At 44.0% G+C, this 16894-nt stretch carries 16 protein-coding genes; 14 read left to right on the top strand and 2 right to left on the bottom strand.

The annotated features are described in order from the left end of the window. Window positions 1-21: 21 nt before the first annotated feature. The 5 genes from ABIN22_RS12315 to ABIN22_RS12335 all read left to right on the top strand — a co-directional run bounded on the left by ABIN22_RS12315 (window position 22) and on the right by ABIN22_RS12335 (window position 4811). Complete coding sequence (locus tag ABIN22_RS12315) at window positions 22-921, top strand: MBL fold metallo-hydrolase (RefSeq protein WP_346908973.1); 900 nt, start codon at window positions 22-24, stop codon at window positions 919-921. Next, complete coding sequence (pgmB, locus tag ABIN22_RS12320; RefSeq protein ID WP_346908975.1) at window positions 902-1534, top strand: beta-phosphoglucomutase; 633 nt, start codon at window positions 902-904, stop codon at window positions 1532-1534. The genes ABIN22_RS12315 and pgmB overlap by 20 nt, the downstream gene beginning before the upstream one ends. Before the next feature lie 58 nt (window positions 1535-1592). Next, window positions 1593-2549, top strand: coding sequence for an alpha/beta hydrolase (locus tag ABIN22_RS12325; RefSeq protein WP_346908977.1), 957 nt, complete (start codon window positions 1593-1595; stop codon window positions 2547-2549). Between the two features lie 132 nt (window positions 2550-2681). Next, window positions 2682-3251 (top strand): VanZ family protein, encoded by a 570-nt coding sequence (locus ABIN22_RS12330; protein WP_346908979.1) that lies wholly within the window; start codon window positions 2682-2684, stop codon window positions 3249-3251. Between the two features lie 348 nt (window positions 3252-3599). Next, complete coding sequence (locus ABIN22_RS12335; protein WP_346908981.1) at window positions 3600-4811, top strand: PD-(D/E)XK nuclease family transposase; 1212 nt, start codon at window positions 3600-3602, stop codon at window positions 4809-4811. A 134-nt stretch (window positions 4812-4945) separates the two neighbouring features. Here ABIN22_RS12335 and ABIN22_RS12340 read toward each other — a convergent pair whose 3' ends face one another. Together ABIN22_RS12340 and ABIN22_RS12345 are read right to left on the bottom strand one after the other, a co-directional pair. Continuing rightward, complete coding sequence (locus ABIN22_RS12340) at window positions 4946-5716, bottom strand: DeoR/GlpR family DNA-binding transcription regulator (RefSeq protein WP_109732584.1); 771 nt, start codon at window positions 5714-5716, stop codon at window positions 4946-4948. An 18-nt stretch (window positions 5717-5734) separates the two neighbouring features. Beyond that, complete coding sequence (locus ABIN22_RS12345) at window positions 5735-7249, bottom strand: FGGY-family carbohydrate kinase (protein WP_346908983.1); 1515 nt, start codon at window positions 7247-7249, stop codon at window positions 5735-5737. Between the two features lie 283 nt (window positions 7250-7532). Here ABIN22_RS12345 and ABIN22_RS12350 point away from each other — a divergent pair, with 283 nt between their 5' ends. The 9 genes from ABIN22_RS12350 (at window position 7533) to ABIN22_RS12390 (ending at window position 16894) form a co-directional block, all read left to right on the top strand. Beyond that, the gene (locus ABIN22_RS12350; RefSeq protein WP_346908985.1) at window positions 7533-8567 is read left to right on the top strand and encodes a substrate-binding domain-containing protein; all 1035 of its coding nucleotides are present in this window, start codon (window positions 7533-7535) and stop codon (window positions 8565-8567) included. Window positions 8568-8673: 106 nt separating this feature from the next. Next, window positions 8674-10188 carry a sugar ABC transporter ATP-binding protein gene (locus ABIN22_RS12355; protein WP_118621647.1) on the top strand — a complete coding sequence of 505 codons (1515 nt, stop codon included), beginning with the start codon at window positions 8674-8676 and terminating at the stop codon, window positions 10186-10188. A gap of 15 nt (window positions 10189-10203) precedes the next feature. Further along, window positions 10204-11175: an ABC transporter permease gene (locus tag ABIN22_RS12360; protein WP_346908987.1), complete on the top strand. Its 972-nt coding sequence runs from the start codon at window positions 10204-10206 to the stop codon at window positions 11173-11175. 29 nt (window positions 11176-11204) lie between these two features. Further along, on the top strand, window positions 11205-12065 hold the full coding sequence (locus ABIN22_RS12365; RefSeq protein ID WP_346908989.1) for a class II fructose-bisphosphate aldolase: 861 nt from the start codon (window positions 11205-11207) through the stop codon (window positions 12063-12065). A 24-nt stretch (window positions 12066-12089) separates the two neighbouring features. Then, window positions 12090-13085, top strand: a complete 996-nt coding sequence (locus ABIN22_RS12370) for a dihydroxyacetone kinase subunit DhaK (RefSeq protein WP_109732578.1) — start codon at window positions 12090-12092, stop codon at window positions 13083-13085. A gap of 9 nt (window positions 13086-13094) precedes the next feature. Further along, complete coding sequence (gene dhaL, locus ABIN22_RS12375) at window positions 13095-13739, top strand: dihydroxyacetone kinase subunit DhaL (RefSeq protein WP_118621645.1); 645 nt, start codon at window positions 13095-13097, stop codon at window positions 13737-13739. A gap of 25 nt (window positions 13740-13764) precedes the next feature. Continuing rightward, window positions 13765-14241, top strand: a complete 477-nt coding sequence (gene rpiB / locus ABIN22_RS12380) for a ribose 5-phosphate isomerase B (RefSeq protein WP_109732576.1) — start codon at window positions 13765-13767, stop codon at window positions 14239-14241. A 40-nt stretch (window positions 14242-14281) separates the two neighbouring features. Further along, window positions 14282-16036: a dihydroxyacetone kinase subunit DhaK gene (gene dhaK / locus ABIN22_RS12385; protein ID WP_346908992.1), complete on the top strand. Its 1755-nt coding sequence runs from the start codon at window positions 14282-14284 to the stop codon at window positions 16034-16036. Window positions 16037-16204: 168 nt separating this feature from the next. Next, on the top strand, window positions 16205-16894 hold the full coding sequence (locus ABIN22_RS12390; protein WP_346908994.1) for a DUF969 domain-containing protein: 690 nt from the start codon (window positions 16205-16207) through the stop codon (window positions 16892-16894).

A 16894-nucleotide genomic window follows, 5' to 3' on the forward strand; every position in this document is an offset into this window, starting at 1 on the left:
AAATTGGAAGGAGACAGCAGCATGAAACCAACACTGGAGCAGATTTTCGGGACATATATGTCATGGAAGATAGACGATACGACATGGGTGATTAACTTCATGAACGGGACAGAAAACATGTATCTATTGGAAGGGGAAGAAAAAGCCCTTCTGCTTGATACAGGATACGGGGCCGGCAATCTGAGGCCGTATGTGGAACGGCTGACAGAAAAGCCGGTCATTGTAGCAAATACCCACTATCATCCGGACCATTCAGGGGGAAACGGAGAATTTGAGGAGGTTTATGTAAGCAGGGGGGAAAGGATTGATGCTCCGTCTGTTGAAACACCCGGTGCGGTCCCCTTTGACCTGACACTCCTTCCGTATCCAGATTATAAAAAAATATATATCGGTGAGGGAGATACAATCGAACTGGGCGGCCGGACCGTAGACGTGCTGGATGTCAGACCGGCGCACTGTAACAGCAGCCTGTTTTATCTGGACAGAGGGCACCGGATGTTGTTTAGCGGTGACGAGCTCGAGGCCGGACAGGTAATGATGTTTGATAATTCCAGAAACCCGGAAGCTCCGTATGACGTGGAAGAGAGACTGAAGAACTTTAAAGAGAACTTCCTCAGGCTGAAAGACATGTCAGATTGTTTTGATTACATACTCCCGAACCACAATGGATATCCGATTGCAAAAAGTTATCTTGATGATTATGCAGGGCTTGTAGACAGTATATTTGACGGAACCGCAGCCATAGAGGATAAATTAAACCATCCATTTGTAGAAATGGACCCGGGGGCAGAGAGATTATGCAGGGTGAGATACAGAAATGCAAGTATTTTCATCGAGAAAAAGCAGGTCATGAAAGTGTACGGCGTGAAACCAACCGGTACAAGGATAAAGGAGAAGAGAAGTGAAAGCATTTATATTTGATTTAGACGGTGTGATTGTATTTACAGACAAGTTCCACTATCAGGCGTGGAAGAAGATGGCGGATGAGATGGGGATTTATTTTGATGAAACTATCAACAACCGGCTCAGGGGTGTGAGCCGTGCGGAAAGTCTGGAAATTATTCTGGAAAAGTATGAAGGAGAGCCGTTGTCCGGCGAAAAAAAGGCACAGATGATGGAACAGAAGAATTGCACCTACCGTGAGCTTCTCGCAACAATGACTCCGGATGATGTAACAGAAGAAGTGAGAGAAACGCTGAAAAGACTCCGCGAAAGAGGCCATAAGCTTGCAATCGGTTCTTCGAGTAAAAATGCCGGATTTATTCTGGATAAGGTGGGGCTTACAGATGCGTTCGACGCTGTTTCAGACGGAAATAATATTACCCGTTCGAAACCGGACCCGGAGGTGTTTGTGAAGGCCGGGGAGTTTCTTGGAGTGAATCCCAAGGAGTGTATTGTTGTAGAAGATGCGTATGCCGGGATAGATGCCGCAAAGGCAGCGGGCATGGCATCGGTCGGGATTGGAGATGCATCGGGATATGAGAAAGCAGATTACAGGATAGAAACATTCGGTGAACTGTTGGATATCGGTTGATGTTCATTGGTAAAAAAGTGGTATAATCAAAGAAGTATTTCTTAAGGAGGCAAAAGTTATGTTAACTGAAAAAATTAAGCTTTATGAGGATCGCGATAATGTCACTTTAACAACCTATGTGACAGCAGAGGAAGGGGAAATGAGGCAGCAGGGAAAGCGTCCTGCTATCCTGATCTGTCCCGGCGGCGGTTATTTCAGCTGTTCAGACAGGGAGGCGGAGCCGGTTGCACTGAGGTTTGTGTCTATGGGGTACCATGCATTTGTCCTGAGATATTCTACATATGATGACGGAAAAAATACATTCCCAGATCTTTCCAGGCCGGTTGTACCGAAAGAGGATACGAAACATCCGGCGCCTGTCCGTGATATTGGGAAGGCCATGCTCTATATCCGTGAACACGCAAGAAAATGGCTGGTTGACATGGAACGCGTTGCAGTGTGCGGTTTTTCCGCGGGCGCCCATAATTCGGCCATGTATTCCGTTTACTGGAACAGTCCCCTGCTGACAGAGTATTTCGGGGTGGAGGCGGATATGCTGAAACCTGCCGCGATTATTCTGGGATATACGCTGAGTGACTATACTTTTATGGAAAAATTTGAAATGAATGAGATGGATACAGCATTTTTTAAGGGGTCAAACACAGCTTACCTCGGCGAGCCTGAACCTTCTGAAGAAAAATTAAGGGAAGTTAGTCCTGCACTGAATGTGACTGAACATACTCCTCCTACATTTTTATGGGCGACGTCCGCAGATGCAATGGTTCCGGTTCAGCACAGCCTGCGTATGGCACATGCCCTCGCAGACCAGAAGGTTCCGTTCGAACTGCATATCTTCGAAGAGGGGGACCACGGCTTAAGTCTTGCTACCCAGGCAACGGCAATGTCAAAAAAGATGATAAACAAAGATGCGTCAAAATGGATTGAACTGGCAGAGTGCTGGCTGGAAAAACGGTTTGCGCTTGATCTTCCGGAGAAGACGGAGTTTGAACGGATGATGGAATTACAGCAGCATTAACACTGAATTGAAGTCCTTCCAGAACTTGATTTTATGTGGGGAACACGGTATGATAGAAAAATAATTTTACCACTAACAGTTACCATATAAGTGTTTTATACAAAGGAAGTGACATAAATGTTCAAGAAATGTATGTTGTTAATATTAAAACCGCTGTCTTTTTTACCGGCGATCCTCATGATGCTGGTCATCTTTAACTTTTCAGCTCAGACAGGGGATGATTCCGGAAATTTGAGCTATACGGTGAGCCACAAGATTGTTACATTTGGGAATGAAGTTCTTCAGAAGAATATGGAGGACTGGGAGATAGATGAGAAGGCCTATGAAATCGAATATCCGGTCAGAAAGCTGGCCCATATGACAGAATACTTTATCCTTGCCGTTACGGTATCTCTTCCCTTCTATGTATATGGTCTGAGGGGCTTTGGACTCATGATCGTTGCAGGGCTTATCTGTGTAGGATTTGCCTGCGGGGATGAGTATCACCAGTCTTTTGTAGACGGCAGGGGACCTTCTGTGAAAGATGTCGGGATTGACAGTATCGGTGTCTTTTTTGGTATTATGGCCGTACGCATCTGTTGCTGGACGTTCCTTGCCCCGGGAAGAATGATGGAGCGCAGCAGGCGCAGATGGGAGCGGAAGAGGGCAAGACAGAGAGAACGGGAAAGAGAGATGCAGCGGCAGAGAAGACGCGGACGCTGATGCGGTATTGGTTAAATAGCAAATATAGATAATCCGGCCATTAAAAAAGTAGCTTCACGGAAATCTTTGTTTTAAGCAGCACTGATTCCTGTGGAGCTATCTATTTTCCGGTATTCTTATGGTGAGAACAGTAACCGGCAGAAATTCTTATTTAAATTTAATAGATTATTTATTGAATTCTCATTTTGGATATGATACTCTTAATCCATCAAAACGGCAGGCGATTCCGCCGGCTCAGAGCCGTTTGACATCTCATTTCGGCGTTTCACTATCGAAACTGTATCCGCGAATGAAAAAACCAAAACAAAGAAGAAATCAGTGCAGTATGCAAAGAAAGGAGCATTGCCTATGCAAAAAGGGCTAAAAAAGTATTTTCCACAAATCAGGACACGAAAGGAGGTGTTAGATGAGATTAACCGCAGTCCGGTATGTTCGTGGCAGTTTGCCCAGTGGAATGATGAACAGAAAAAAGAATTTCTGGATGTATGCACGGGTGTACGGGGAGTAAAAATGACATATGATTCATTCTTTAAAGAAATTATGAATCCCGATGTTCATCCGGAACGTCTGGAAGAACTGCTTTCCTTATTACTGGGGCAGAATATACATATCCGGCAGGTGCTTCCCAATGACTCGGTCCGGCTGGCCGACGAAAGTTCGCTTCTGATTACGGATATCGTGGTCGAACTGGAAGAGGGAAGTCTGGCAAATATTGAAATCCAGAAAATCGGATATGCATTCCCCGGCCAGCGCGGAGCCTGCTATTCCGCCGATTTACTGCTGAGACAATACAAAAGGGTCAAAGGACAGAGGAAAAAGAAGTTTACATATCAAGATGTAAAAACCGTCTATACCATTGTATTTTTCGAAAAAAGCACATCTGAGTTTCACGAAATCGAATCCGCATATATTCACAGGGCAAAACAGGTATTTCAGACAGGACTGAATTTGAATATGCTGCAGGAGTATGTTTTAATCCCACTTGACATTTACAAAGAAAGCACGCACAATAAAACTATAAATAACAAGTTGGAGGCCTGGCTGAGTTTTTTGTGTGATGACAGCCCGGAACGGATTTTAGAGATTGTAGGTAAGTATCCCGTCTTTCAGGAAATGTATGAAGAGGTATACGAAATCTGCGGTAATATCGAAGGGGTGATGGATATGTTCTCTAAGGAATTACTGGAATTAGACCGCAACACAGTGCAGTATATGATTGAAGAGCAGCAGGAACAACTGGATACATTGCACAAAGAAGTTGAGGAAAAGCGAAACGAGCTTGAGGAAAAGTGGAAAGAGCTAGAGGAAAAGAAGAAAGAGGCTGAGGAAAAGAGCCGGGAGGTTGCAGAAAAGAACAAGGAGCTAGAGGAAAAGAGCCAGGAGGTTGCAGAAAAGAACAAGGAACTTGAGGAAAAGAAGAAAGAGGCTGAGGAAAAGAACAAAGAAGTTGAGAAACAGCGCAGGCTGATGGAAAAAGAGAGGCTTGAGAAGGAAGAACTGAAAAAAGAAGTTGAAGAATTGAGAAATATAGTAAAAAAGTTGTCAGAGGGTAAATTATAATATTGAGATCTTAGGTCAATGAGAAATAGGGGGAGGCATTCCCCCATTCCCGTTACATATCCCTGCTGGAAAGTTCAATGCCGTCAGAAACATTGGTTCCAGCGGGGATATTCTTTTTGGTGGATGGAAATAGCTCATGATGCGATGATCAGTCTGACTCCGAGCTCTTCTAACCGGGATGCAGTCTCGCCGGGTAATTTGTGGTCGGTTATAATTCCTGTCACATCCTGTCCATCAGCACAGGAGATTAGATTGAATTTATCAAACTTACTTGAATCTGCCAGAACATATACTTCTTTTGCTGAAGCCAGTACGCTCTTTTTGAACCCGATTTCGGAGGTGTTGGCTAGATAAATATTGCCGTTGTCTCCAATGGAGTTTGCTCCGATAAACGCAACATCAACCTTAAAATTACGCATTTGCTCCTCAGCAAGAGGGCCTCTTGTAGAATGTGTATTTCTTCTCAGGTCCCCACCGATTAAAATCACATTGATCCAGTCTCGTGTAAGCAGCTCCGTAGCGATATTGATTCCGTTTGTAATTACTGTATTATTTATTTCATTAGACATCTGCCGTGCTAAATGGAGGGTGGTTGTTCCTGAGTCAATAAAAAGTACCTGCCCGTGATGTATGAAGGACAGCGCTTTCTGGGCAATATGGTCTTTGAGACTGCCGTTTTCTGCCATTCGCCGTTCATATGGCAGTTCTCCCTGGTCACCGGAATTGGTCAGCATGGCACCGCCATGCGTGCGTACAATTTTGGGGTTCTCTTTGATTAAAGTCTCTAGGTCTCTGCGGATAGTCATTTCTGTTACATCAAAAGTCCGGCTGAGCTGACCAGTTTCCACAGAACCGTTAGAAATTAAAAGATTCTCTATTTTCTGCAGTCTTTTTTCTTTGAGCATAGCTTACCTCATTCTTTATTATTTTAATTTTATGATAGATTTGTTGGTAAAATTTGTCAACATATTATATAGCTTTTTATAATGTCTGTAATGCTTCATATAAAGGTCATGATATTGAGGCCTTGGAATAAAACGCTTTTTCGTATGTACCATATTCTGAATAAGTTCTTCTATCGAAACATCCGGCCTGACAGCATGTGCGGCCAGGATGGCACAGCCCATAGTTCCGGCCTGATTGTTATCTATTGTTTCCATAGGGACGCCAAATATATCCGCTCTTAACTGAAGGGTATAATCTGAAGCGGCTCCGCCTCCGGTGATGCGGATCACATCAGCATTGATGTTCAGCTGGTCAAGTGTCTGGTATGCCATATACATTTGATATGCCATCCCTTCTTTAATAGCCTGATAGAGTTCAACCGGCTGTGTATGTATTGTGAGCCCGCATATTGTGCCAAGTGCATCATAACATATGTCGGGATTTCCGGAGGAACCAAAAGACGGAAGAACGAGGATATCGCCGGGCGCTCTTTCGGAAGCGAGGCAGTCCATGTAGGAGAAAAAGTCTTCTCCGCGTTCTGCACAATCATTAAAAATATTTGAGAAAATCGTATCTCTCGACCAGTTCATTAAAATACCACAGTTTGTAAGCTCGATTTGTGCAAGGTAAACATCGGGAACCACGTAGGGCGCACATGGGATTCCATTCTCTATCATATACGAGGACGTTGTCATACCGGGAAGTATGAACTGCATAACCTCGCATGTCCCCTGTCCGTCTTCTCCTTCTGAAGGGAGGATCATTCCACTGCCCAATCCGGCGCAGCCCTGGTCATGTCCACCTGCGGCAACCAGTGTTCCGGGTGAGAGAGCAAGTTCTTCTGCAAGATCAGGCAGGACAGTGCCGAGAACCGTACCGGAGGGGACAGGAACAGAGAATCGTTCCTTATTTAGCCCGGCACAGGAAAGAAGTTTGTCTGACCATGATTTTCGTTTGATATCGAATGCCATACTTCTTGCGGCAGAAGAATAGCTGACCATTCTTTTTCCGGTAAGCAGATACCCCACATAATCTTCATAGAAAAAAATATGCTTTGATTTACTGAATATATCGGTATGATTTTTCATCCAGATAAATTTGGGGAGTGAATACATTTCACTTAAAGGGAGCCCTGTTATATTCATCACTTCCTTTTTACTGACGGATTCCTGAAGCCGGATACATTCTTCAATACCCCGTTTATCCCCGGTGAGCATGGAGTTTGCCAGCACAGTACCGTGTTCGTCTATACAAACAATGGACTCCCCAAGTGAGGCCACGGCAATACTCTCGATTAATTCACTGGAAGCAGCTGCCGCTTCCTTGATGACTTCTTTTGTGTGTTTCCATACCATATCTGCATTTAATTCCCTATATCCGCTGTGTCCGGTTTCCTGATATGTTCTTTTAGCTGAAGATAAGATCTGGCCTTTACTGCTGTAGACGGTCATTTTACATCCGCTTGTTCCAATGTCAATTCCTGCATATGCCATTATGAAACCACCTTTCTGAATCAAAATGTTAATGAATGTTTTAAAATGTTTGAAATTGTTCTTATATTATACATGTAAAAACATAATATGTAAACTAAAAACATGCAGAATAAGTAAAAAATCGACTTATAACGTAAGATAAAAGAAAGTTGTTAATTTTATACGAAAATAAGGCTGACGATTTGTATTAATTGCCATATTGTAAATTGTAATATAATGTTATATAATTCAAACATAAACAAACAACATGAAACATATTCAAACAAAAGAAAGGGAGAGAAGTATGAAGAAAAAAGTGTTAAGCGTATTGTTAGCAGCTGCAATGGTATTTTCTATGGCGGGATGCAGTAGTTCTTCAGAGGAAAAGGATGCAAACACAGCGGACAAAGGAAAAACTGAGGCAGAAGAAGACGGTGACAAGAGTGACAGCGGAAAGATTAAAATAGGATATTCACCTTATACGATGACCAATGAATATTTTTCTGCAATTCTTGACGGGCTTCAGAGTAAATGTGACGAACTGGGCATGGAACTCATTTATTATGATCCCCAGAACGATCCTACGACACAAAGCAAACAGATTGACGATATGATCAGTATGGGGATTGAAGCACTCGTTTATATCCCATATGATTTTTCCGGGGCAAGAAATGTATGCCAGACACTGCAGGATGCAGGAGTATACGTGGTGAATGCGGACGCCGTAGTTTCTGAAGATGATTATGACGTAGTGGATGCGATTGTAGCATCAGATAATGAAGGGCTTGGACAGCTTTCGGGCGAATGGGTTGCTGAAAATTATCCGGATGGGGCAAATGTGCTGATCGCACATCTTCAGACAGCTGAAGCATGTGTCTTAAATGTAAAAGGATTCTGGGACGGAATCAAAGAAAAGGCATCAGATCCGTCTAAATATAAAGAGATTCAGGTTGTAGAAGGCGGAGGTGCATCGGACGTAACATTTGACGCCGTAACAGATGCATTACAGGCACACGATGACATTGATGTAATTTACTGTATTAATGATACATCCGCGCAGGGCGCAATTCAGGCAGTGGAAGAAGCAGGAAAGAGCGATAAGATTGCAGTCCTTGGTAAAGATGCGGCACCAATCGGCAAGCAGGCGATTAAAGACGGAAAACAGGTTCAGTCATCCGGACAATCTCCATTATCAGTGGGATCAATTAGTGGTGAAAGATGTTATGAACTGATTAATGGGAAAAAAGCTGATAAAGACTTTGATTTCTTTACTAAAATAGATGCATTCAGCGTTACACAGGATAATATTGACGAATACGATATCGACAATTGGTCATAGGCATGATATCTGATGCCGTATCGGGGGTAATGGGCCAGCCTTGGATGCTTCATGTGTTTGAGGCTGGCTATGTTTTTCATTTAGAATGCATTCCAGGGAGGTATACATGGAAAATAATTGTCTTTTACAAATGAAAGGGATATCAAAAGCATTTGGAAGCAATAAGGTATTGCTTGATATTAGTCTGGATCTTCATAATGGTGAAATTCTGTCACTGCTGGGGGAAAATGGTGCGGGCAAGTCTACATTGATAAAGATACTGGGCGGCATATACTCTTCTGATTCCGGTGAAATTTACATAGATGGAGAAAAGAAAGCGATTTCCACATCGGCGGCTGCACAGGAATTCGGTGTTAGAATCATACATCAGGAAATCGTATTAGTTCCGCACAGGACGATTGCTGCCAACATTTTTCTGGGCAGGGAACCACGTACATCCCTCGGTACCTTAGATTATAAGAAAATGGTTTCAGAATCTCAAAAAATAATGGATGAGTTTGGGATTGATCTGGATCCGGATTCGTTAGTGTGTGAACTGTCCCTCGGTCTTCAGCAGCAGGTTGAAATTATTAAAGCAGTTTCTGCAAATGCCAGAATTGTAGTAATGGATGAGCCTACTTCATCTTTATCAGAAAGTGAAACAGAAATATTGTTTCAGATCATTGAAAAGCTAAAGAAAAAAGGCGTCGGCATAATCTATATATCACATCGCCTGGATGAATTGTTTCAGATATCAGACAGGATTATGGTTTTAAGGGATGGCAGAGTAATTAATACGGTCCCTATTGCGGAGGCAAAAAGAGAAGAACTGATAAACATGATGGTAGGCAGGGTTCTTGATAAATATTATGTGAGGACGAAGAATGAGATCAGGGATATTGCATTAGAAGTAAAGGGGCTGCAGCATAAAAAACTGTTTAGTGATATTAGCTTTCAGGTGCATTATGGAGAAATTATAGGGTTTTCAGGACTGGTAGGAGCAGGCCGTACGGAAGTGATGAAGGCTGTATTCGGGGGGATCCCCCATGATGGAGGGAAGATACTGCTTGAAGGTACTGAAGTGAAGATAAGAAAGCCCCGTGATGCGATGGAAGCAGGAATCGCGTATGTGCCGGAGGACCGGCGGGGAGAAGGGCTGGTCCTTTTGAATGATGTAGAGTTTAATATTGGACTGGCTGATATAAAAGATCTGGTAAAGGGAATACGTGTACGAAAATCCAAATGGAAAAAAATCGTAGACGATTATGTGGAGAAGTTTTCTATAAAGATTACATCCCCCCGGCAGAAAACAGGACGGTTAAGCGGAGGAAACCAGCAAAAGGTTGTTCTCGGAAAATGGCTTGCAATAAAGCCTAAGGTGATTATTCTGGATGAGCCTACCAGAGGAATTGATGTAGGTTCCAAAGCTGAGATATATTCCATTATTAATGATCTGGCAGCGGATGGTGCAGCAATTATCATTGTGTCCTCTGATTTACCTGAAATTATAAATATGTGTGACCGCACCTATATTATGTGCGAAGGACGTATTACAGGCGAACTATCGGCGGAAGAATTCTCGCAGGAAAAGATCATGACATTTTCAACCATGACCGGAATCGAAAAAGAAGAAGCTGTTTAGTTAGGAGGAAAGAAGATGAAGGAAAAAAATAAAATAGTGGCATCAAATAGTTTTACAAATTACTTCAGAAGAAATCTGGGGTCATTAATCGGACTGGCGGCGCTGTCTATTATTATAGGAGTAATTGCACCAAAATTATTTTCAGGTACGAACCTGTTGAATCTGCTTAAATCCAATTCTGTAAATGCCATTATAAGCTGTGCCATGCTGATGGCTATTCTTCTCGGTGAAATCGATATTTCTGTCGGTTCTACAGTGGGGCTGGCGGGAGTTGTTTCGGCATCACTGATTACAGATTTTGGAATGCCGGTCGGCGTTGCTGTTTTAGTGAGTCTTCTGGTAGGTGTAGTGATCGGAATTATAAATGGTGTGAGTATTGCCTATTTTAAAGTTCCGGCATTTATTGCAACTCTGGCTACACAATGTATCGGAAGAGGCCTGACACAGGTAATTTCGGGAGGTATCTCGATCAGAGTAAGAAACGATGCTTTTTCGAATATTGCGATGACAAACATTGGCGGGGTTTCGGTCATTATCATTTATGCGGTTATATTTTTGCTGATTACGTGGCTGCTGCTGAATAAGACGAAATTTGGATATTACATCTATGCTATAGGCGGTAACCGTCAGGCTGCCGAATATTCAGGGATTAATGTAAAGCTGTTTAATGCGCTTCCCTATGTATTTAGCGGCATAGCATGCGCTTTTTGCGGAATCCTGTGGACGGCACGTCTGGGATCTGCAGCCGCGATGCTCGGCAACGGATTTGAACTGGATGCGATTTCCGCGGTAGTCATCGGGGGCACAAGCATGTCGGGCGGCGTAGGAACTGTAGGCGGAACGGTCCTTGGTATCTTGATTATAGGTGTCCTCCAGAATGGACTGAATCTGATGGGAGTAAATTCATTCTGGCAGTATGTCTGCAAAGGCATCATCATACTCCTTGCAGTCATCATTGATGTGATAAGAAAATCAAAAGAAAATTAGAACGGGAGGATAAGTAAATGTTGGTAAATATGAGTACGTTAATGGCAGATGCTGAAAAAAATAATTATGCAGTAGGTATGTTTACTGCCCCGACAATGCCGTTTGCCGAGGCTGTAATAGAAGCGGCCGAAGAAATGAATGCTCCTGTCATGGTGGGACAGGTAGAATGCTGGAAGCAGTATGGAGACATAGAGATATACGGACCAATCATGGCGGACATGGCAAGAAGGGCAAAAGTTCCGGTGTGCCTGCATTTAGACCACGGACAGAGTATCCAGTACATTATGAAGGCCGTCAGGTCGGGGTATACATCTGTAATGGCAGATTTTTCTATGCTCCCGTTCGAAGAGAATGTGGAAATGGTCAGGAAATGTGTGGATTTCTGCCATAGTGTGGATATATCAGTGGAGGCAATGTGTGGGAAGATGCCGTCTGTTTACGATCTTGCCGAACAACCGGATCTGGATATCCGGGAATATTTCTCAAACCCGGATGAATTGAAGGAATTTGTGGAGGCTACACATGCAGATGCCATGACAATATCATTCGGAACGGTACATAATATGAAGATCATGCAGCCGATGCTTGACTTCAAACTGCTTCAGGAACTAAAGGATGCAACAGACTGTGCCCTTGTCATGCATGGTTCTTCCGGGGTCGAGACAGAGCAGATAAAACAGTCGATCCCGTATGGTATACGCAAGATTAATGCATATACAAAATTATCCACCTCAGCACAGCCGGCTCTGCAGGACGCGATGTCAAGGAGCGAGGAACCGATGTTTTTCCATGAGCTTCTGGATATTGCAAAAGATGCTATGAAAAATGCTGTAAAGGAGTCTATTGAATTATTTGGAAATGGCTATGATTTTTCTTCCAGAACATGGTAGGAAATCAGGAAAGCAGGTGGGGTCATGCAGAGGATCATAAAAAATACGGATACTATGGTTGAGGATATGCTGAGTGGTTTCCTGAAGGCACATAAAGAGATTGTTGCGGGCGGAAGCCATTCCAGGGTCGTAAAATCTGTACATATGGAGCCGGACAAGGTCGGTGTCGTAACAGGCGGGGGGAGCGGACATAAACCAGCATTTATTGGTTATGTAGGAAGAAATCTTTGTGATGCGGCCGCAGTCGGAGAAATATTTTCTTCACCCACAGCCCCGGCATTTTTAAATGCATTTGAGGAAGCTGACAGGGGGAAAGGCGTTGCCTGTCTGTACGGAAATTATTCCGGAGATAACATGAATGTGAAGATGGCTGTTAAAATGGCAAAAAAGCTGGGAATAGAAGTCAGAACAGTCGTTGCAAATGATGATGTTGCTTCAGCACCAAAAGATCAGAAAGAAAAACGCAGGGGAGTGGCGGGAGAGATCTTTATGTGGAAGATTGGCGGTGCAAAAGCAGCCCAGGGAGGAAATCTGGATGATGTTGTACAGGCTGCAGAAAAGGCAGTCGGGCGGACCCGCAGCATTGGAATCGGGCTGTCCCCCTGTACACTCCCATCTGTAGGTCATCCAAATTTTAAGATTGAGGAAGGGACGATGGAGGTCGGGATTGGTCATCACGGAGAGCCGGGAATTGAAGTACTGCCATTGGAGGATGCGGCTCAGATGGCAAAGAGGATGACAGATATTATACTTCCTGATTATCCCTTTACGGCCGGAGATGAGGTAGCAGTACTGGTATCAGGACTGGGAGCAACTCCGGTCATGGAGCTCTATATTCTATATGATGAGATTGTAAAGGAATTACAACAAAAAGGAATCCGGATATATAAATCTTATGTTGGTAATTACTTTACTTCCCTTGAAATGACGGGGGCGACATTATCGGTAATGAAGCTTGACGATGAACTCAAACAGCTGTTAGATTATCCGGCTGAAAGCGTTGGGTTAAAACAATTCTGAGGTGGCGGTATGGAGTATATCAGAAACAAAAATGGCTGGCCAATTCTGATGGCGATGGTCAGGGCAATACAGGAAAATAAGACATATCTGGGAGAAATAGACGGGCTGATCGGAGACGGTGATCATGGGGCCAATATGAATAAAGGATTTTCACTGTTTGCATCAGGTTTGCATGAAGACGAAATTTCTTTTTCAGACGGACTGAATGAACTTGGAATGGTTCTGCTGAATGAGATAGGCGGCTCTATGGGGCCAATATATGGAACTATTTTTATGGAAATGGGAGAACAGGCAGAAGCCTTAGATAAAATAACACTTAATGATTTCCGAAATATGCTGGAGGCCGGACTTGACGGTCTGAAGGAAATCGTAGAAGCGCAGCCGGGGGACAAGACCCTGATCGATACGCTTTCACCGGCAGTGTGTAGTTTACGGGATTCGGCCGGGAAGCAGACCTCTTTTGGTGAAGCACTGGAACTGATGGAACTGGCGGCCGAGGAAGGAAAAGATGCTACAAAAGATATGACTGCAAGGTTTGGACGTTCCAGCCGGCTCGGGGAAAGATCGAGGGGAGTACTGGATGCAGGGGCAGTGTCTTGTTTCATTATACTTCAGGCAATGGCAGAGGCAATGATGAGGCTGCTAGAAAGCTGAAGGAACAGGAAGAAGGAAAACGATTATGAAGATTGCAATTGGCTGTGACGAAGCTGCATACAGCCTGAAAAGAAAAATTATGGCACAGCTTGAGGAACGGGGGATCGAGTATCAGGATTTTGGTTCCGGAGAAGGTGAGACGGTTCTATATCCCGATGTGGCGCAGAGTGTGGCAAATGCAGTTGCCAAAGGTATGTTTGAACGAGGCATCCTGATATGCGGTACCGGGATTGGTATGGCAATTACCGCAAATAAGGTGCCAGGAATACGCGCTGCAGTCTGCCATGACCCATATTCCGCAGAACGTTCGAGAAAGAGTAATGATGCACAGATATTATGCATGGGCGCCAGAGTAATTGGAGAAGAACTTGCAGGCTATCTGGTTGACATCTGGATCAATTGTGATTTTGCGGGCGGAGGGTCTGTTAAGAAGGTGGAACGTATTCAGGAAATTGAGACACAATATTATAAAAATCTTTCTGAACAGGCAGATAATAGCTAAGTAAAGTGTTTTTGGATTGATAAAAGGAGGCGGCAAAAAAGTGAAAAAGTTAATAAATCGTCCGGAGACAATTGTAAATGAGATGTGCGATGGTATCTCCTTTACGAATCCAGATGTTATTTTTTTACAGAAATATAAGATTATCAGGAAGAAGAAGCTGGATCGTAACAAGGTGAGCCTTATAAGCGGCGGCGGAAGCGGACACGAACCTGCCCATGCCGGGTATGTCGGAACGGGGATGCTGGATGCCGCCGTGTGCGGGGATGTTTTTGCATCACCCTCTCAGATTCAGGTATATCAGGCGATCAGGGAAACCCGGTCAGATAAAGGGACACTGCTGATTATTAAAAATTACAGCGGAGACGTAATGAATTTTAAAAATGGTGCAGCTCTGGCAGGGGAAGATGGTATAAAGTGTGAATATATTAAAGTAGAGGATGATATTGCGGTTCAGGACAGCTTGTATACGGTCGGAAGACGAGGCGTAGCGGGAACTGTTCTTGTACATAAGATCGCAGGGGCTGCTGCGGAAAGCGGACTTGACCTGGAAGGGGTAAAGAATGTGGCGCAGCATGCAGCAGACTCGGTAAAGAGTATCGGGTTTGCCTATACTTCCTGTACCGTGCCGGCGAAAGGGACTCCAACCTTCGATATAGGAACAGAAGAGATGGAATATGGTGTTGGGATACATGGCGAGCCCGGAATAAGCAGAACGAAAATAGTCCCGGCAGACGAAATGGCTGAAAAAATGGCAGAAGATTTGTTAAAGAACCTTAAAATTTCAAAAGAGGAAGAGACGGTACTTTTAATCAATGGATTTGGCGGTACCCCTATGCAGGAGCTGTATGTTTTTACTAATTCCGTGATAAAATACTTAAACTCCAGAGGAATAAAAGTCTACAGATGTTTTGCAGGAAACTATATGACGAGCATTGACATGCAGGGGGCTTCAGTCAGCCTGATGAAACTGGATGACACATTAAAACACTATCTGGATATGCCGTCAGATGCTCCGGGCTTCAGGGTAGACGGGCCTGTTACACCGGTTATGTATCAGCCGGAGCGGATGAGAGAAAAGAAACATACACCGCAGGAATTTAAAGTAGAGGAGTCGGCAAAAGTAGTAAAGAACAATATAATAAGCCTTGAGAATCTGCAGTATATGGTTGCGGCTATGGGCCAATGTATACTAAAGAACGAAGTTGCATTTTGTGAGCTGGATTCCTATGCAGGAGATGGAGACTTTGGAATGAGTGTTGCAAAAGGTTTTCTGGAATTGATGAATGAATGGGAGGAAATACTTGCAGAGGAAAGCCGGACAATCGGTGAATTTCTGAAGGCATGCGCTATCGTGATTATGGAATACTGCGGTGGTGCTTCCGGACCGATATGGGGAGCTGCGTTTCGTGCAGCCGGAATTGAGGCGGGAGATAAGACGCAGCTTGATTTGAAAGACTTTTCCGGTATGATGCAGGCGGCGGTTACAGGAATACAAAAAACGGGAGAACGTTCTTTTGGCCGCGGTGCTGTTGTAGGCGACAAGACTTTGATTGATGCTCTTGTACCGTGTGCAGATATCCTGACTCAGAGTGCAGAGGAAAAGATGACGATGAAAGGGGCTCTGGAAAAGGGAGCCGGGGCAGCGGCGGATGGAGCCGAAAAGACAAAAGAGATTGTTGCACGCATGGGGAGAGCCGGCACAGTCGGTGAAAGAAGCCTTGGATACCCTGACGCAGGAGCACACGCTCTGGGTGTCATTTTTAAAGAAGTTACAGCGGGTCTGATTTTTGAATAAGAATAACTAACATAATTGAGTCAAAGGGTGTTTATTTGATACACCCTTTGGCTTTTTATTTTATACGAGGAAAGTATGCCCTATAAAATAAAAAGCAGGCAATTCCGAGTAAAATCCTCCCAAATGAGAAAGAATATATGCGTTACATACCACAAGGAGGAAATGAAAATGGAACTGATAAAGTTGTCAGGTATTTTAATTGTTATTATAGGTTTTGCCTTAAAACTGGACTCCATCCTGATTATTCTGATTGCTGCAATTGTCACGGCAGCCGTCGGAAATCTTGGGGTTATGGGGCTTTTGGAGACGCTGGGGTCGAGCTTTATTTCCAATCGCAATATGGCGATTTTTATTCTGATCATGCTTGTTACGGGAACTCTGGAACGAAACGGATTGAAGCACGCGGCCGCAGGTTTAATTGGAAAGATAAAAAATGCTTCTGCCGGTGCAGTGATCGGTGCATATGGGATCATGCGCGGGATTTTTGCGGCGTTTAATGTCAGTTTTGGCGGTGTGGCAGGTTTCGTAAGACCGATCGTCATGCCGATGGCCACGGGGGCTGTAGAGGCGGGGGGACAGAAGCCGGATGAGGAGCATGTGGAACAGCTTAAGGGTATGTCTTCGGGAATGGAGAATATTGCGTGGTTCTTCTGCCAGGTTTTATTTGTCGGCGGATCGGGAGCACTTCTTGTGCAGTCTACAATGGAAACACTCGGGTATAAGGTGGAACTGATTGAGCTGGCCAAAGTGGAAATCCCGGTAGGAATTTTTGCGATTGCAGTGGGAACTGTATATTATTTCCTGAAAGACAGAAAACTATATAGAAAGTACTATGGCCGCAAAAAAGAAAAGAGGTAA

The organism is Faecalicatena orotica, assembly GCF_905197545.1.
Lineage (GTDB): Bacteria > Bacillota > Clostridia > Lachnospirales > Lachnospiraceae > Faecalicatena_A > Faecalicatena_A orotica.